The 18,345-nt window shown below is 41.5% G+C and carries 18 protein-coding genes; 6 read left to right on the forward strand and 12 right to left on the reverse strand.

The genetic code is table 11. The features are described 5' to 3' along the window. Positions 1 to 238 precede the first annotated feature (238 nt). From thrS to WKT13_RS07900, 5 genes are all read right to left on the reverse strand, one after another. Positions 239 to 2,206, reverse strand: coding sequence for a threonine--tRNA ligase (gene thrS, locus WKT13_RS07880; RefSeq protein ID WP_340323477.1), 1,968 nt, complete (start codon positions 2,204 to 2,206; stop codon positions 239 to 241). Between the two features lie 80 nt (positions 2,207 to 2,286). Continuing rightward, entirely contained in the window at positions 2,287 to 4,266 is a 1,980-nt protein-coding gene (locus tag WKT13_RS07885) for a tetratricopeptide repeat protein (protein ID WP_340323478.1), read from the reverse strand. Then, positions 4,263 to 4,826 carry a peptide deformylase gene (gene def / locus WKT13_RS07890; RefSeq protein WP_340323479.1) on the reverse strand — a complete coding sequence of 188 codons (564 nt, stop codon included), beginning with the start codon at positions 4,824 to 4,826 and terminating at the stop codon, positions 4,263 to 4,265. The genes WKT13_RS07885 and def overlap by 4 nt, the downstream gene beginning before the upstream one ends. A 48-nt stretch (positions 4,827 to 4,874) precedes the next feature. Further along, positions 4,875 to 5,300, reverse strand: a complete 426-nt coding sequence (gene ruvX, locus WKT13_RS07895; RefSeq protein WP_298621441.1) for a Holliday junction resolvase RuvX — start codon at positions 5,298 to 5,300, stop codon at positions 4,875 to 4,877. An 8-nt stretch (positions 5,301 to 5,308) separates the two neighbouring features. Further along, complete coding sequence (locus tag WKT13_RS07900; RefSeq protein WP_298621503.1) at positions 5,309 to 5,797, reverse strand: SPOR domain-containing protein; 489 nt, start codon at positions 5,795 to 5,797, stop codon at positions 5,309 to 5,311. A gap of 222 nt (positions 5,798 to 6,019) precedes the next feature. On the opposite strand from WKT13_RS07900, the gene WKT13_RS07905 reads away from it, so the two are divergent. From WKT13_RS07905 to WKT13_RS07915, 3 genes are read left to right on the forward strand one after another with little or no spacing between them, the layout of a single operon-like run. Next, the gene (locus WKT13_RS07905) at positions 6,020 to 6,238 is read left to right on the forward strand and encodes a YtxH domain-containing protein (protein WP_068855126.1); all 219 of its coding nucleotides are present in this window, start codon (positions 6,020 to 6,022) and stop codon (positions 6,236 to 6,238) included. Positions 6,239 to 6,247: 9 nt separating this feature from the next. Further along, positions 6,248 to 6,598, forward strand: coding sequence for a phage holin family protein (locus tag WKT13_RS07910; protein WP_298621444.1), 351 nt, complete (start codon positions 6,248 to 6,250; stop codon positions 6,596 to 6,598). Between the two features lie 7 nt (positions 6,599 to 6,605). After that, on the forward strand, positions 6,606 to 6,890 hold the full coding sequence (locus WKT13_RS07915; RefSeq protein ID WP_340323480.1) for a hypothetical protein: 285 nt from the start codon (positions 6,606 to 6,608) through the stop codon (positions 6,888 to 6,890). Here the strand turns inward: WKT13_RS07915 and WKT13_RS07920 are convergent. From WKT13_RS07920 to WKT13_RS07930, 3 genes are read right to left on the reverse strand one after another with little or no spacing between them, the layout of a single operon-like run. Continuing rightward, entirely contained in the window at positions 6,871 to 7,641 is a 771-nt protein-coding gene (locus tag WKT13_RS07920) for an MBL fold metallo-hydrolase (RefSeq protein WP_340323481.1), read from the reverse strand. The genes WKT13_RS07915 and WKT13_RS07920 overlap by 20 nt on opposite strands. 42 nt (positions 7,642 to 7,683) lie before the next feature. Beyond that, positions 7,684 to 8,700: a UDP-N-acetylmuramate dehydrogenase gene (murB, locus tag WKT13_RS07925; protein WP_340323482.1), complete on the reverse strand. Its 1,017-nt coding sequence runs from the start codon at positions 8,698 to 8,700 to the stop codon at positions 7,684 to 7,686. Further along, positions 8,700 to 9,554 (reverse strand): DUF4348 domain-containing protein, encoded by an 855-nt coding sequence (locus WKT13_RS07930; protein WP_340323483.1) that lies wholly within the window; start codon positions 9,552 to 9,554, stop codon positions 8,700 to 8,702. Before WKT13_RS07930 ends, murB begins: the two co-directional genes overlap by 1 nt. Before the next feature lie 198 nt (positions 9,555 to 9,752). On the opposite strand from WKT13_RS07930, the gene pheS reads away from it, so the two are divergent. Both pheS and WKT13_RS07940 read left to right on the forward strand, forming a co-directional pair. Continuing rightward, entirely contained in the window at positions 9,753 to 10,790 is a 1,038-nt protein-coding gene (pheS, locus tag WKT13_RS07935) for a phenylalanine--tRNA ligase subunit alpha (protein WP_340323484.1), read from the forward strand. A 299-nt stretch (positions 10,791 to 11,089) separates the two neighbouring features. Next, on the forward strand, positions 11,090 to 12,358 hold the full coding sequence (locus WKT13_RS07940; RefSeq protein WP_340323485.1) for a phospholipase D-like domain-containing protein: 1,269 nt from the start codon (positions 11,090 to 11,092) through the stop codon (positions 12,356 to 12,358). An 8-nt stretch (positions 12,359 to 12,366) separates the two neighbouring features. Here the strand turns inward: WKT13_RS07940 and WKT13_RS07945 are convergent, their stop codons facing one another. The 4 genes from WKT13_RS07945 to WKT13_RS07960 all read right to left on the reverse strand — a co-directional run bounded on the left by WKT13_RS07945 (position 12,367) and on the right by WKT13_RS07960 (position 16,740). Then, positions 12,367 to 12,960, reverse strand: coding sequence for a helix-turn-helix transcriptional regulator (locus WKT13_RS07945; protein ID WP_340323486.1), 594 nt, complete (start codon positions 12,958 to 12,960; stop codon positions 12,367 to 12,369). 15 nt (positions 12,961 to 12,975) lie between these two features. Continuing rightward, positions 12,976 to 13,449 carry an anaerobic ribonucleoside-triphosphate reductase activating protein gene (gene nrdG / locus WKT13_RS07950; RefSeq protein WP_340323487.1) on the reverse strand — a complete coding sequence of 158 codons (474 nt, stop codon included), beginning with the start codon at positions 13,447 to 13,449 and terminating at the stop codon, positions 12,976 to 12,978. Between the two features lie 28 nt (positions 13,450 to 13,477). Next, positions 13,478 to 15,586, reverse strand: coding sequence for an anaerobic ribonucleoside-triphosphate reductase (gene nrdD, locus WKT13_RS07955; RefSeq protein ID WP_298621463.1), 2,109 nt, complete (start codon positions 15,584 to 15,586; stop codon positions 13,478 to 13,480). A 197-nt stretch (positions 15,587 to 15,783) separates the two neighbouring features. Beyond that, positions 15,784 to 16,740 carry a LuxR C-terminal-related transcriptional regulator gene (locus tag WKT13_RS07960; RefSeq protein WP_340323488.1) on the reverse strand — a complete coding sequence of 319 codons (957 nt, stop codon included), beginning with the start codon at positions 16,738 to 16,740 and terminating at the stop codon, positions 15,784 to 15,786. Between the two features lie 235 nt (positions 16,741 to 16,975). On the opposite strand from WKT13_RS07960, the gene WKT13_RS07965 reads away from it, so the two are divergent. After that, entirely contained in the window at positions 16,976 to 18,313 is a 1,338-nt protein-coding gene (locus WKT13_RS07965; protein ID WP_340323489.1) for a hypothetical protein, read from the forward strand. Positions 18,314 to 18,345 lie beyond the last annotated feature (32 nt).

An 18,345-nucleotide genomic window follows, 5' to 3' on the forward strand; every position in this document is an offset into this window, starting at 1 on the left:
TTTTCTTTTAACATAATGCTTGTTTTGGATGCCTTTCCACAAGACGGCACGAATAAGAAAAGACCGAAATGGAATACACCGCACATATATGCCTCCAAACGGTGTTTCACAACAATCTGGTTTCTACGTGATATGAAAAGGCTACAAAAACTGTAAAAAGAAAAAAGCGCTGCAGGAAACGCATCTGCGCATCATCCTGCAACGCCTTTGCTATGTTCAAAACTAAAACGTAGTCTTCTTATTCCGGACGGATGTCGGTGGCCTTGAGCATTTCGGCTACATCAGCATTGATCTTAGCAGCAAAGTCTTCCATTGACATAACGCTCTGTTCACCACCACCCTGCTTGCGCACGGCTACAGTTCCGTCAGCCTGCTCCTTCTCACCTACAACGAGCATGTAAGGAATGCGCTTCATCTCATTATCGCGGATCTTGCGTCCAATCTTCTCGTTACGGCTATCAACAGAAGCACGAACGCCCTGATTGTCAAGATATCTGCAAACCTTCTTCGCATAATCATTATACTTCTCTGAGATAGGAAGGATGGCAACCTGATCCGGTGTGAGCCACAATGGGAAGTGACCGGCAGTGTGTTCGATAAGAACAGCACAGAAGCGTTCCATAGAACCGAATGGTGCACGGTGTATCATGACAGGAGTCTTCTTGGTATTGTCCTCGTCGGTGTACTCGAGTTTGAAACGCTGCGGCAGGTTATAGTCAACCTGTATGGTACCGAGCTGCCAACGACGACCTATGGCATCCTTAACCATGAAGTCGAGTTTCGGACCATAGAATGCAGCCTCACCGTATTCAATCTTAGCCTTAAGACCTCTTTCATGGCAAGCCTCGATGATGGCCTGCTCGGCAGAAGCCCACACTTCATCTGAACCGATATACTTCTCATGGTCGTTAGGATCACGCAGAGATATCTGTGCTTCTACGTTGTCATCAGTGAAATTGAAGGTAGAGAACACTGTCTGGATAATATCGATCACTCTCAAGAACTCGTTCTTCACCTGATCAGGACGACAGAAGATATGAGCATCGTCCTGTGTAAACGAACGTACACGAGTGAGACCATGGAGCTCACCGCTCATCTCATAACGGTATACTGTACCGAATTCTGCGATACGCAGAGGCAGGTCCTTGTAAGAACGCGGCTTCCAAGCGAACACCTCACAGTGGTGAGGACAGTTCATCGGTTTGAGCATATACTCCTCATCCTCTTCCGGAGTGTGTATCGGTTGGAATGAATCCTTACCGTAGTGTGCATAATGACCAGACGTAACGTAGAGGTTCTTGCTTCCGATATGCGGAGTGATCACCTCCATGTAACCGTAGTTCTTCTGTATCTTGCGCAGCATGTCCTGAAGACGCAGACGCAACTCAGTACCTTTCGGCAGCCATATAGGCAGTCCCTTACCCACACGCTCAGAGAACATGAAGAGTTCCATCTCACGTCCTATCTTGCGATGGTCGCGCTTCTTAGCCTCCTCAAGCATGAGAAGATACTCGTCGAGCATTTTCTTCTTCGGGAAAGTAATACCGTATATACGTGTCATCTGCTCGCGCTTTGCATCGCCACGCCAGAATGCACCAGCCACGCTTGTCAACTTAATAGCCTTAATGGAACCGGTGCTCACGAGGTGCGGACCACGACACAGATCGGTAAACGATCCCTGTGTGTAAGTTGAGATGGTGCCATCCTCAAGATCCTGGTCTATATGCTCGCACTTATAAGTCTGCCCGTCAGCATTGAATTCTGCCAGAGCGTCAGCTTTTGCCACGTCCTTGCGTACCACCGGCTCGTTTTTCTTGGCCAGTTCCTTCATCTTTGCCTCAATGGCAGGAAAATCATTCTCGCTTATAGTGACACCCTTAGGAGGCATTACATCGTAGAAAAATCCGTTCTCAACAGCCGGACCAAAGCCGAACTGTATGCCCGGATAGAGTTCCTGCAGGGCTTCAGCCAGCAGGTGGGCCGATGTGTGCCAGAAAGTGTGTTTGCCTTCTTCGTCTTCAAATTTGTACAGAACAAAATCCGCATCCTCAAGAATAGGACGGTTCAGTTCTACTGTTTCGCCGTTTACGCCGCAAGATACAACGTCGCGGGCAAGAGCAGGCGAAATGCTCTCTGCAATCTGTAAACCGGTCACGCCCTGCTCGTACTCATGAACAACGCCGTCCGGAAAAGTGATCTTTACCATAACAAATTAGTATTTAATCTTTTTATGTTGCAAAATTAATATATTCTTTCAATAAAAAACAATTACTGCTGATAATTTTATCAGCGTGATTTCTTGTCAGACTGCTGGTATTTTTTTATGAGACTGTACGCGTCATACAGTCCAAGTTCTCCTGCTTTGCTCAGATCCGCGATACCACCATTGACGTCCTTGTTGTTTATGCGTGCCAGTCCTCGGTTGTAATAAGCCTCTGCGAGTTTCGCATCAAGTCGTATAGCCTCGTTATAGTCGGCTATGGCCTTATCATAAAGTTTTCCGGCCGCATACATATTGCCACGATTATAATACAGATACTGATTATCGGCATCGAGCTTTATAGCCTGGTTCATATCCGCCCTGGCTCTCTCAGCCGCAATACGCACATCAGTTCCGCCCGAAGCATTGAACTCATTCATCTTCGACAGACATACGGCACGCTGCCAATAACCAAGCGACGACAGGGAATCTATGGACAAATAGGTAGTCAAGTCGGAAATCGCAGCATCATAGTTCTGTAAAGATGAATATACAACCGAACGTACAAGTACATCAGACTTAACATCGGCTACATTTCGCGATGCATCTATTCTGGCAGACAGACTGTCCACACATGCAAAATAGTTCTGCGAAGTGGTCTTGTCGAGCTGGCGCGACATACAGTTGACATAAACATGACGGAACACACGACCCGTGTTGTTGAACCTTTCCACAACAGTCGAGAATGCCTGATAACTTTTCACACCATTATCGTAGGGCGACATGGCTAGAAAGTACATCGGCCTGAACGACTGTTCCACAGAACGGTTCTGCACGCGTCCTCGATAATCGCTCTCATACTCGTGCTCCACCTTGTTCTCATCAGCAACGACAATCTGATTGTATTTCTCCGGATCAATGTCGCTTCTCTTTCGCATCTGTTTGGTTTTCGATGCGCTCCAGCGTGGCTGCACACCCTGATGCTTGTCCATCTGAGCCTTCAGTATCTTGAACTCATCAAGTTCTGCCTTGGCCGTCATTCCCAGGCGGCGATAGCAATTGGCTCTCCGCGCAAGGCCTGTCCAGAAGTTCGGGAATTGATTGATAACCGTCGTATAGTCTTTTATGGCAGCCTGCAGGTCACCAGTACGATCATGCAGCAACGCTCTGTTGAAAATAGCCATTACGTTGCCCGGCTCCATCTTAATAACATAGTCGAAGTCGGTTATCGCTCTATTGTCGTCACCCAACTGCATGCCAAGCAATCCACGGTTATAGCGTGCCATGAAATTGTTGGGATCGAGATCTATAGCCTTGTCGTAATCAGCCATGGCACCACGCAGGTTGTTCAAATTGTAACGCGCAAGACCACGATTGACATAATTTGCCACATTCTGAGGCTTCAGATGTATAGCCTTGTCAAGACTGGCAGCCGCATCCTTCCACTTGGAACGTGACAAACTTATCATGGCTTTTGCCGACCATGCGTCAGCATTGTATGGATCGATCTCCAAGCTTTTGCCAAGCCACTCATCCGCCTTGGTGGTGTCTTTCTGCATGAGAAAAACCTCAGCCTTCAGCGAATAAGCCTTGGCATTGGTTTTCCATCTTGTTATCATAGTGTCAAGATCTGCCTGTGCACGCTCATAATCCTTATCTTCAATGCGGCACAACGTGCGGTTATACCAGACATTGTAATTCCACGGATTGAACTCAAGCGACTTGTCATAATCACCTATTGCACCGTCAAAATTTTTCTGATGGATGCGACACAGACCTCTGAGCTCATATATATCGGATATGTACGGATTCAACTTTATAGCTTCCGTCACATCACTTTCTGCTCCTACATAGTCGTCAAGATAGAATTTCGCGACACCTCTGAAAAACCAGGCATCATAAAGATAAGGCTTAACGTTAAGAACCTGATTGAAATACTGTATTGAAAGTACATAGTCTTCATAAAAGAGAGCACTGCGGCCGGTCACCATAAGACGATCGGTATTGAACTGCGCAAATATTCCCAGCGGCAGAATCAGCATTATGAAAGACAGTACTTTTCTCATCTTTTCGCAGGTTTTGTACGATATCCGCAACGATAACGGCCCTGCAACAGAGATTTCAATTTGTTGCGGATGAGCTGTTTACGCATCGGAGAGAGGCGGTCAACAAACATTGTTCCATCAAGATGATCGAACTCATGCTGCATCACACGAGCCAGATAACCATCCACCCATTCGTCGTGCATGTTGAAGTCTGCGTCCTGATATGTCACATGTATGCGTTTGGGACGGGTCACATTCTCATGTATTCCAGGAAGTGACAAACAGCCTTCTTCCATTGTTTCCTTGGGACCGTCAGTATCATACTCCACAATATGAGGATTTATGTAAACCTTTTTAAAATCCTTGTATTCTGGGAAGTCCTCACTAAGAACATCAAGATCTATAACAACCAGGCGTATATCAAGTCCTATCTGAGGCGCAGCAAGTCCTATGCCATCGCTTTCGGTAAGGGTTTCGAACATGTTTTCAATAAGAGCCTGCAAATCCGGATAATCGGGTGTAATGTCCTGTGCCTGTTTGCGCAACACAGGATTACCATAAATATAAATAGGTAGAATCATCAAACTTTAGAAATAGAATTTAATATAACAGTTATAAACAAAATGTGTTTACCACTTTTTATCCTGTCTGTAGTCTAAATAACTCTGTAAAATGATTGTGGCACTAATCTCATCGACCAATGCTTTATTGCGCCGTGCTTTCTTGCCTATGCCACTGTCAATAATAGCCCTATGAGCAAGCACTGATGTAAAACGCTCATCGTAAAGCTCTATCGGGATAGCCGGGAAAGCCTTACGCCATCTGGCAACGAACTGAAGGACACGCGAATGGTTCTCACTCGGTTCACCGTTCAGTTGTCTCGGCTCACCGATTACAATTCGCTCAACATCCTCACGGCCAACATAAGACGACAAAAACGAAAATAACTCAACGGTGTCAACAGTTGCCAATCCATTTGGTATTATCTGCAATGGATCGGTAACTGCTAACCCCGTCCGTTTTTTTCCATAATCTATGGATAATATGCGAGCCACAATGTTTATTATTTCTTAAAGAGCAACCATGCATCCGGATATTTAGCACGGAACTGGTCGCGTGAGCTCACTGCGTCAGACTTCTGATCGAATGTGGCAGAAACCACACGATAGAAGTTATTTGAAGGATTATATACTATCTGAGCATCATATCCTGCACCTTTCAGAGTACTCTGCAGTCCTTCCGCATTTGCCTTCAGGGAGAATGAACCAACAACAACACTGTAAGCCTTCAATCCGGCACCGCTTACAAGAGTAACGTTTTCTGAACGAACAGGAGCGTTGTCTGTATTGTCAACAACGGTTGTCTGTGTAACTGGTTTTTCCACAATCGGAGCGACAACAGGTGTCTCGCTTTCAGCAGCTTCTGTCTGCTGGCTTTCCTGCTGTGCCTGTGCTTTCAAATACGCCTTTTTATAAGCACTCTCACTCGACTTACAACCTGTAAGTGCTAATGCGGCACACACGCCTGCACACAAAACCACACTTTTTTTCATTTTCATATTAGTTATTAATTATAAATTCGTCAAAATTTAATAATGTGCGAAATTACAAAATATATTATAAGTATAAGAAAATTAGGCACATAAAGTTTGTTAAATACCAAAACGCGGGCATTTTTAACAAAAAATGGCTTTTAAAACAACACTTCTTACGCATCTTTTTTCTATATTTGCTCATAATTAAACTAACATTGTTGAATTAAAAACTTTACGAAAATGAAAACACTGGGTTATATCGGCGCATTTTTAGGAGGTGCTATTGCCGGAGCTGCTTTAGGAATTCTCATGGCGCCAGAAAAAGGTAGCGAAACTCGTACTAAAATAGGAGATGCAATAGACGATTTCTGCAAGAAACACAACATCAAATTAAGCCGCAATGAGGTTGAAGATCTCGTTGACGACATTAAGGATGCAACAGAAAGAGCCAACGGATAAACTGCCGATATGTTTTCAAGTGATAAAAACATAGAAACCATAGGACAGCTTATCGAGGCGATAAGACATTACATCGGGCTTCAGACAAAATACGCGAAGCTCGATGTAATTGACAAGATTGTGCGTCTGCTTACGGCTTTTGTGATGATGATCATACTAACCGTATTACTGATGCTTATGCTTATTTACGCTTCCTTTGCCGCAGCATTTGCCTTACAACCACTCATCGGCGTAGCTGCTGCATTCTGCGTGGTGGCCGGCGCATACCTCACAGCACTTATATTATGCATTATTTTCAGAAAGAAGTGGATAGAGCGTCCGTTGGTTAAATTTCTGGCCAGCGTTTTAATGCAAGAATAATACTTCTATGACAACAACTGATAAAAATACACAGACGTTCTGTTCGTTGGCTGATATACGTGCCCGCAAGGAGCAACTGCAAAATGAGATTTATGCCGACGAGGAAAAAATAGCTTCACTATGGAGTGAACTCTTTTATAAAAAAGAGACACAAGAGCCAGCCACTCCTGTACAACGTATGTCCAACATGATAAATATGGGTGCTGGTGTAATAGACGGTGTCATTCTCGGTTGGAAAATCTACAGAAAATTCAAAGGTAGCCGCTCTATATTCAAAAAGAGGAGACGTTGATTGTCATACCGTCGTATGCCAGATGGACACCGTCTGGCAGCTTGGCGGAAGCTTCGGAATAAAGCCCTATATGATGGCATACATGAGTAAGATAAACTTCTTCTGACTTTATTTTGTGAGCAAAGTTTATTGCATCATCAACCAACTGATGTGAGTGGTGTTCTTTAGTGAAACGTAAAGCATTGACAACAAGTTTCTTCACACCGTATAGTTTTGATAATTCTGAATCTTCTATCGTTTTCATATCCGTAATATATGCAAACTCACCAAACCGATACCCCAATATCGGCATTTTACCATGCATAACCTTTACGGGGAATACATCTATGTCACCTATTCTGAAAACATCATGAGGCTTTATAACATTCAGTTTTATTAACGGTACACCTGGATAAAGATCATTACCGAAACAATACGGCATCACACGTTTAACACATCCGGCAGTTGTATTGTCTGCATATATATTAACTGCGCCAAACACACAAAAGGGACGCAAATCGTCTATGCCTGCCACATGGTCATAATGACAATGTGTAAGAAGTACGGCATCAATAGGCCTAAAGGGGAATGGCATCAACTGTTCACGTATATCAGGGCCACAGTCTATCAACACTCGAGTAGAAATAGTTTCAAGCAGGGCGGCACTGCGCATATGCCTGTCACGAGGATCATTACTGCGACAAACATTACAACCACACCCCAATGAGGGCACTCCGCCAGATGTACCTGTTCCAAGCAGTGTGACTTTCATAATTTATAGATCGACTAAATATATTTGTTCTAACCCTAAAGATTATCGTATAATATTTACTTCCGGGTAAATTTCTATACCAAACTTTTTCCAAACATCCTCACATATTCTTTCACAAAGCGCAACTACTTCTGCACCGGTAGCACCACCATGGTTCACAAGAACAAGAGACTGCTTCTCGTAAACACCAGCATTTCCAAGCGAACGCCCTTTCCATCCACACTGTTCAATAAGCCATCCTGCCGGTATCTTCACACGACCGTCACATAAAAGATAATGTGGCATATCATGGTATTCTTCATGAAGAGCAGAATATTTCTTTTCATCTACCACCGGATTCACAAAGAAGCTGCCAGCATTTCCCATTATTGCGGGATCAGGCAATTTAGCATTTCTTATAGAGATAATAGAATCTCGTAGATCTCTTGCCGTAGGTTCATCTATTCCTTTTGCCAGAAGAAAGGATCTTATATTACCATAGTCCAGTTTTGGCTCGAAAGTTTTGGAAAATCTGTAAGTCACATAAGTAATCACATAACGGTTCTTCCACTCGTGCTTAAACCGGCTGTCTCTATAGCCATAATGACAATCATTCGACGTGAATTTACAGATATCCCCAGTCTGAATATCCACAGCCTCAACATTCACTATCAGATCCTTAACCTCAGAGCCGTAAGCACCTATATTCTGAACAGCAGAAGCGCCCACATCCCCTGGAATTGCTGAAAGATTTTCGGCTCCATACATACCGTTTGACACAGCATATTCAACAACATCATCCCAAACTTCTCCTGAACCGCATCTCAAACGGATGTCATCTCCCTCCGAAATCGTTTCAATTCCTTTTATTCCTGAATGAAGTATTGTTCCGGAGAAATCTCCGACAAACAACATATTACTGCCTCCACCTAAAAATAGCAGAGGTTTCTGAAAACGTTCTGTTTGTAATACTATTCCACGAAGTTCCTCAACTGTACTGAACTCAATAAATCTTGCACATCTGACATCCATGCCAAATGTATTATGCTTTAACAAACTATAGTTGCAAAAATCTTTCATTATACTATCAGTTTTATTAGCATCCACTTTCCTTCTTTTTTACGGAATGTAAGTTCTGTTTCAAGACCATTGGATATTCCTCTTATAACGAAAATCCTCTGATTACCACCAGATTTTCTCTCACTGTCATATTGAATATTATAAATCATCCCAGAAGGCAGTTCTGGTGCGAAAGACAACCATTGTTCCGGTGCAAGAAAACCACTCGTAGTATCAAACTCATCATCCGAGCTGGGACCAGAAAAATCCAAAGGATCATTAATACTACTTATCTGAAAAGCTGAATCTGTTGCAAATTTACTGTAAAAGCTCAAAAATGAAGCATTACGGTTTTTGCGCATTCCTTCATACTTTATTGCTGTCATTTTCCAAAGCCCTTGCACCCTATCAAAAAGATATTGCTTAACAGTATTACGCTTAAGATATATCTTTTCAACAATCACATGGTGAATTGTCGTATCTTTCACAACATTCATCTGTCTAAGATTATCAAATATCAGTGTATAATAATCCTGATGCATAAAGAAATGTTCGGTTTTCCAAGCACTAGCTTTTATAAAAGTTGTATCTTTTCGAATTACCGGCAACGGAAACTTAATACGTTTTCTCTGTAATTTACCGTTGGCAGCAAAATTAAAGAAAAAATCGTCAAACAGTTCATCTGCCGCCCGTGGCATTGGAGTTTCAGATATGATTGTTTCCATCGTATCCGTTGCAGTCGTATCTGCAGACAGAGAATCAGTAATAGAAACAGAACCCGCCATGAAGTTCTTTTTGTCCGAACAACCCATTGAAGAAAAACTTATTACACTGATAACAATTATCAGTATAATAAAAACAGCACATCTTTTCATATACATATTGCAGGACTTGTCATTCCTCAAATTTTTGGCAAAAGTACAACTTTATTTCTATATTTTTCTTATTCTAAGCTAAAAATATTACCTTTGCAACGTTTAAATATAAGGCATAGCATTATAATGAGCAAAAACACCCTTTATGAACCGTCATGCCTGTTAGCAACAACCAACAACACAATCAATATAATAATTATGATATTGGACAAAATAGACCAACTGATTATCGAGGTAAACAATCTTTCTGCAAAAAGTGCCGAAGAAATAGAATCACTGCGCTTGAAATATCTTGGAAAGAAAGGCGAAATCACCGCTCTCATGGCTGATTTCAGAAATGTTGCACCAGAAGAAAAAAAGACTGTCGGAATTAAAATAAATGAACTTAAGCAACTAGCTATACAGAAAATCAATGAATTGAAAGAGAATGCAGATACAGGTAATGATATTTTCAATGATATCGACCTGACACGTTCTGCTTACCCGATACAACTCGGAGCACGTCATCCTCTGACAATTACAAGAAATAAAATTATCGATATATTCCAGCGTATGGGATTCAGCATTGCTGAAGGACCGGAAATTGACGACGACCTGCATGTTTTCACGAAACTGAACTTTGCTGCAGACCATCCAGCACGCGATATGCAAGACACGTTCTTTATTGAGACCAACCAGGAAGACGTTACAAAAAACATCATCCTTCGCTCTCATACATCCAACGACCAAAGCCGCGTGATGGAACATCAGCAACCACCTATTCGTGTGATATGTCCAGGCCGTGTATATCGTAATGAAGCAATTTCTGCACGTGCCCATTGTTTCTTCCATCAAATTGAGGGCCTTTATATAGACAAGAACGTTTCATTTACAGACTTAAAACAAGTTCTTCTTGCATTTGCGAAAGAACTGTTTGGCAATGACACACGTATCCGTTTGCGTCCAAGCTATTTCCCATTCACAGAACCAAGTGCAGAAATGGACATATCATGTCATATATGTGGAGGCAAAGGTTGTGGTTTCTGCAAACATACAGGATGGGTTGAAATTCTTGGATGTGGAATGGTTGATCCAAATGTACTTGAAGCATGTAATATTGACAGTAAGGTTTACAGTGGATATGCTTTCGGATTGGGAGTTGAGCGCATAACAAATCTGAAATATCAGGTTGCGGATTTGAGAATGTTCTCAGAAAATGATGTACGATTCCTCAACGAATTCGAATCCGCAAACTAACAGATAAAAGATCTGAAACTGATATAAAAATTATAACGTTTATAAAATTTATATCACCCCATACTATCCAATATAATGTTGCATGCGAACATGGACAAAATATGCAGCATAATACTCATACATAGAGGACATATCAAGTTCTTTTCCATGCAAACATTATATTACGATAGATTTTAGAATTATACAAAAGTCTGATATATCTAGCTGATTTGCCATCATATAATACTAAGTAATATCAGACCAAGACTAAGTCAGTATGATACCATTAAGTTATCATAACTGCATGATCTAGATTTAAGATGAAATTGAAATATATCATAATTCTATTTTTCACTTATTGTATATGCATCTCCGTTCATGCACAGACAAGCGATTCTTTAGTTGTCAATGAATTACGTGCTTCCGGTATCAAATTCTCCAAAAACAACAGCGTTACATTATTAATGAACGGTCAGGAAAAATTCGATGATATGTTTAAAGCCATCCGTCAGGCACGGAGCAGCGTTCATCTTGAATACTTCAACTTCCGCAATGATTCTATCGCAGGTCTTCTTTTCAAACTGCTTGCCCAAAAAGCCCAAGAGGGCGTTGAGGTAAGGGCTTTGTTTGATGGTTTCGGAAATGATTCCAACAATAGACCTCTTCGTAAACGTCATCTGAAAGAGATACGAAATAAAGGCATTGAAATTTACGAGTTTGACCCAATTCGTTTTCCGTGGGTCAACCACGTCTTTCACAGAGATCACCGCAAGATTGTTGTCATCGATGGAAAGATTGCATACACAGGAGGAATGAATGTTGCTGATTATTACATAAACGGCACAGAACAGGTTGGAGACTGGCGTGACATGCACTGTAGAATCGATGGTGACGAAGTAAACACTCTCCAAGCCATCTTCTTAAAGATTTGGAATAAAGTAACAGGACAAAATGTTCACGGAGCACAATATTTCAGAGGTTGTTTCCCTGCAACTTATTTTAAAGACTTAAAACCCGACACCTGTGAAACGGCCGGAAAAAAAATGGTCGGCATAATAAACCGCGAACCCCGTATAAGCAACAAGATAATACGTGCATTCTACGAAAGTGCGATAAACAACGCCAAGGACAGTATAAAAATTATCAATCCATATCTGACACTCAATCATAAGTTGAAAAAATCACTACGGAATGCAATAAAACGCGGTGTGAAAGTTGAAATCATGGTATCTGCACACAGTGATATTCCGTTAACTCCAGACTGTGTATTCTACAATGTACATAATCTAATGAAACATGGTGCTGATATCTACATCTACAAGCCAGGATTCCACCATACGAAAGTAATAATGGTTGACGGACGATTTTGCACTGTTGGCAGTGCCAACCTTAATGCACGAAGCCTTAACTTCGACTATGAGGAGAACGCTGTCATTATCGACAGATGCACAACCAAAGAGTTGTCTGACATGTTTGACAAAGACAAATCTGATAGTTTTAAACTTACACCAGAAACATGGGATGAATTCAGAACAGACTGGCAGAAATTTGTTGCCTGGTTCGCTCATTTGCTCACTCCGTTCCTTTGATCATCACATCATATACTGTTTATATCGACATATCCGTGCATAACAGCATATGCCGTTAAAGAAGCAACACTTTTCAGATTAAGCTTAGCCATCACATTCTTACGATGTGTTATTACAGTTGAAACACCTATTCCCAATTTATCTGCAATTTCTTTATTGATTAATCCCCTCACAACCAACGACATTACTTCTATTTCTCGCGCAGACAATATACACTGCTTGAACTCCCCGTTCTCTGCAGACGGCAAATTACGTCCCTCCGCATGAGCATAATGTTCAAGCATCAGAAGCGACTTCAACAAATGATGTTCCGGGAGACTCACACATATATTATGAAAGCCTTCCGTCAATACGAAAGGCTCACTAAAATGTGACAATACTATTGTCTTTTTCTTATGCAAAACAAAAAAATCTTTGTGTTCCAATACAATATTCACATTAACGAAGTAATGAAAATAATGCTCCGGTCTGTTAGCCTCCAGCTCGGCAAATGATCTGAAGTTATCTACATTCATTATCGGCATCACATTTTGCAACATATTTTTCAGACCAATGCCAACAAACGTATTCGAATCAACAATTACCACGCAAGGCTTTTCCATAAACCGCAATTATAATTAATTTCCATTCTTCCAGAAACGATAAGTAATGTCAGTAAAATCATCTCCCGATACGCGCTTGTACAGACGCTGATTTGTTGTATGATCTTTCAAACATCCAAGATGTTCTATATATGGACCCACTTTTATATAATCAAAATCCGATTTCTTTACTTTAGACGGTATCCGTTGTCTTCCGCTGTACCATGCAATCTTATACTGTGGATATTCACGACGTAGGAAACGAGCCAGAACATTCACATATTCAGGTTCAGCATCACCGCCCATAAAACAGATACATGTGATATCCTTACCATATTCATGCATGAACTTTTCCAATACGACAGGTGTCAACGGCACACCTATATCCTGCCACAAATAAGTGCTGTGACACCCCGGACAACGGCAAGGGCAATTCGATATATTTATCGAAAGCGTTACCTCGTCCGGGATCTCCTGAAACACTATTCCGTAATTTGTATATTTCAGCATTCTCTTCAAATATTCCTTATCTAAAAAATCATGCTTCAACCATCTTTTCCTTATCCGCGTAATATCTGCGACCTGCCTCCTGCTGACGTGCCTGCGAGAAGTTGCTCACGCGTTTCAGATAACCAATTATACGTGTCACATAATCGATGTTTTTGCTATGACAATGAGGACATTCCTTGAGATAACGCTTGTCTATATGCCCACAATCATTGCATACGGTATTCGGTATGTTGAAAGTGAAATAATTACATCCCTCAACTGCAGCAACCTTCAACAAATGTCTGTATTGAGCTTTTGACAGATGTTCTTCCAAGTTCATGTGCAATGCCGACCCGCCTGTAAGATGTTGTATATACGGAGCACCATGCAGTTTGAACTTATCCATTATATTCAGGCTATCATCCTCAACCACATAGAAATAACTGTTATAGCAGTCACGTGGTACGAAATAGCCGTCCTCCCTATCCCATTTCGCGTGTTTCACGCCAACATTCTCTGCAGGGATCATCTCACAATTGAACATCACGTCCTTGGTACGATATTTCTTATTATAGGTTTCTACAATTCCCAATACAGTCTGTACAAAATTCAAATAGTCCGGGTTATCATTTATCTGCAATCCCATAAACTCAGCAGCCTCCACAAGTCCGTTAACTCCGATAGTAAGATACTGACGACTCATATTGATATATCCCGCATCAAACAGAGGCAACATCTTATGTTCCTGCAGATCTTTCAGATTTTCATTATATGCAAGCTGTACCTTATGACACAAATCAACAACCTCTGCAAGAAATTCCTTATAATCTATCTTATTGTTTACGGCATACTGTATACAACGGTTCAGATTAATCGTGAGCACACTTTTCGAACCAGTTGAAACGCCTCCGGCTCCAAGTGTATAACTGAAACCATTGTCCTGAATTTCGTTGCGCAGACGACAACAAGAACTGAGAGAATCGGCATTATCACTCATATATGTAAAGAACGAATGTCCCTCCGAATACATTTCAGCAGTGAAATCAGCCCATTCCTTATCAACTGCATCACCATCCTTTGTCAGTAATGCCATTGTCTCGACTGGGAATGTAAGAATTGTTTTCGTACGCTCTTTGTTAAACCACTTCATGAATCTCTTCTGCAACCATGACAATCCGTTCCAATCCGGCTGCGAACCATCTGGAAAATAGAAATTGCCGAACAGACTCTCAAAGTAAGGTTTGTCATAATAAGCTACATTCCAGAACACCGCCTGATAGTTACGGGCACCGGTAGGCTGATTGATTGAATAGACAATCTGCTCAAAGCAATCGGTTATCATCTTGTCTATTGTGCGCTGCTTCAACGACAAGTCAACAACCTTATCCGGCTCTTTCCAATAATCCTTCCCATATTCCAGTCCGAGGAAATAGTTCAAATACATCAGGAATTCCGGAGTCGCGCATGCACCACTAAGCATACTTGACACCATGAACACCATATTTACAAAACCACCACAGAACGATTTTAGATTTGTCGGCGCCGTAGAGTTACCTCCTATAGACATAGTACCACCTGTCAACCAAGGATACATTGTTATAGAAGCACAGTAGTTTGCAAGACTTGTCTCATCATTCTTATATATGAAATGATGTGACAGTTTGTCTATATAGTCATCAGCAACCTCCTTGCCATACATTTTCTTAATTCTGTCTGTCAGCAGTCTTCTGTTCAGACGAATAAATCCAGATTTTGGCAATTCACCTATAAGTGTTGCAATATTCTTGTGCTCCACATTTGCATTAGCATCATACTTTGAACCAGTTGCCGCATTTGATGCATTGCAGTATTCAGTAAGGAAACGCAATTTGTCCATCGTTTCACGGTCTTCTGTATGCTTCTGTCTGTAAAGCATGAACGACTTTGCTACCTTATAATACCCTTCCTGCATCAAGGCCATCTCCACCTGATTCTGAATGTCCTCCACCTTTATGTCCTCATGCATATCCAAATGGCTGAGAATCTTCGACAATGAGCACAAATCAGTCTCCTCGTTTACAGAATTGAACGCTTTTATTACGGCATTCATAATTTTGTCAAGAGAAAAACGGTCACGCGAACCGTCCCTTTTCAAGATAGTAAAGTCTTTCATTTCCATTCCAATTCTTTGCCATTACGGATAACTTTTTCATTTTCATTTTTCAAAAAGTTATCCAAAACAGAAAACTTTTAAAAATTATCCGTAATGATAGTTACACCTTTTGTTACGTTTTCAAATTCGGTGCAAAGATAACCAAAAATATAGAATAACTACATTATCCACCCAATATTTTTGTAATAAAAATATCCTGCCATTTATAGTTTTACAGTCGAGATATCCACCAGATTGTTCACAATAGCATAGATAGTAAGCCCGGCTACACTGTGTATCTGAAGCTTTCGTGCAATGTTCCGCCTATGAGTTATCACTGTGTTTATCGATATGCAAAGATGATCCGCAATTTCCTTGTTTGTCATTCCTTGCACAAGACTTACGATAACCTCCTTCTCACGTTCACCAAGCATTTCACCATTATCGTTTTTTTTGCCTATCATGTTCGAAATATTCTGACTAACTCCACTCTGACGCGATTTATGCTCAAGAAGCCTTATTGCCGGTATGAATATTTTATCCTCGACCTCTGCATGCAGCGACAACCATTCTTCATTATTATATATATCATATAAAGTTGCCGAAAGCTGATTGTTGTGTAGTCCGTCACCAGGCAAGTACTTTATTATGATGCTTTTCAATTCTCTGAGCCTGTCACTCTCCTGTCCATGATGTTTAGAATATGTATCAATGTCATAGTTTCCCGTCGGTTTCCCATCAAGCAATGCTTCCACATAAGGAAAGACATTTTTTTCCTCATATCTCATGTGCGATGTTATGGAATGTGCATATTCATCATAAAGTTTTATTATCAGTCCGGCAAGATTATCACTTTCATCCAAGGCTCCAACAAGTCCCCGCCTTATAAACGGCAATTGGAATCCGAGAAAATATTCGTGACTTGCCTTCAGATATTGCAACAACGTCGGCACGGAAAGTTTGCTTATGTCATCGGCATTCAGATAACCATTGATGGTAAAGTTCACCACAGCCATGAATGTGAATGTATCCACATTCTGTTCTTCACACACAGCACTCACGGTCTTGTCACCAAACCCCAGACTTATTCCAAAACTGCCAAGACACTGCAACAGATTATAATTATCCTTTATAAGCGATATCATCTTGTCGCTTGCCTCATACATCTTAAAACTTCTCATCACACATTATTATAATAATATATAATTACAACCGCAAAATAACAAAAAACTTACGACACACACAATAATTATTTTTAGGTATTTTACACACATCTGAACGCTGTCAAACTTCTTTCCTCGTCAATCGCATACCAACTTCTTGCTACCGTCATTTTACTAAAATTTAAGTATTGCGGAAAATATCTGACAGAAATAACTTTGCAATCATAAAAAAACACAAATAAATCTATAAAATATGAGAACAAAAATCATTCTCTCACAGGTCGTTGCACTGGCCGTTTCCGGGTGTCCGTTCTTTGCAAACGCACAGACAGTCACATCCGACAGTATCCAACAACATGTATCCGGCAATCGTCTGAGTATAGGTGGATATGGAGAAGTGGCACTCACCCGCAATTTTTTCAGCGATAACATTTATCGTTACCGTAGTCCACAAGACTATAAAAACGATCCGAGTCATGGTCGTTTCGACATTCCTCATGCAGTCATATACATAAGCTATGATTTCGGCAAAGGGTGGACAATGTCAAGTGAAATTGAGTTTGAACACGGAGGCACTGGCGGTGCATCCGAAAAAGAATGGGAAGAAGGCGGTGAATGGGAACAGGAAACTGAAAAAGGAGGCGAGGTAGAACTTGAGCAGTTCTGGATTCAGAAATCATTTGCCCCATGGGCAAACATCCGTCTAGGACATTTTGTTGTACCGGTAGGTCTCACAAATGCCTACCACGAACCACTAAACTTCTTCACGGTCTATCGTCCCGAAGGCGAGTCAACCATCCTTCCATGCACATGGCATGATACCGGTATCAGTTTTTGGGGACGTGCCGGTGACTTCCGTTATGAAATCCAATTCATCGCCGGCCTAGATGCCATGCTGTTCAGCCGCGACAACTGGATACAGGGCGGCGCAGGTTCACCATTTGAATTCAAGGTTGCCAACAAATATGGATTCGCCACTCGCCTTGACAACTACACCGTTCCCGGTCTGCGTATCGGCTTTAGCGGTTACTACGGACGTTCCATGCACAACACGTTTCCACACGACATGGAAAATGAAGGACAGGTCAACCAAAAAGTGAAAGGCGAAGTATTCATCGGTGCGATAGACTTCACATTCAACAGATACAATTGGATTGTCCGCGGTAGCGCCGACTACGGATATCTGCGCGATGCCGCCAAAATTAGCAGTATCAAGGCCAACAGCGGCGGAGGCAGCTCACCCGTCAACAAATCGGAAGTAGGAAAGAACGCTCTGGCAGTCGGAATCGAAGCAGGTTACGACGTTTTCTCACAAATACCACGACTGAGAAACGACGACCAGAAGCTATATCTCTTTTCACGCTACGAATACTACGACTCATACATTCCGGCCACATCACAGTCACACGCATTCAACTATACTGCGAAAAACCGCTTTGCCGTCGGCTTAAACTACTATCCAGTACCAGAAATTGCCGTTAAGGCCGAATATTCAAAACGATATTTCAACAAGACCACAACAGCCGGCCTGCATTACAACGACGAACCATCCTTATCTATAGGAATAGCATATCAAGGATTTTTTCTTTAATTAAACAAACTCATATTAATAAAACAATCAAC

It is taken from the genome of Prevotella sp. HCN-7019 (assembly GCF_037890215.1).
Classification (GTDB): Bacteria; Bacteroidota; Bacteroidia; order Bacteroidales; family Bacteroidaceae; genus Prevotella.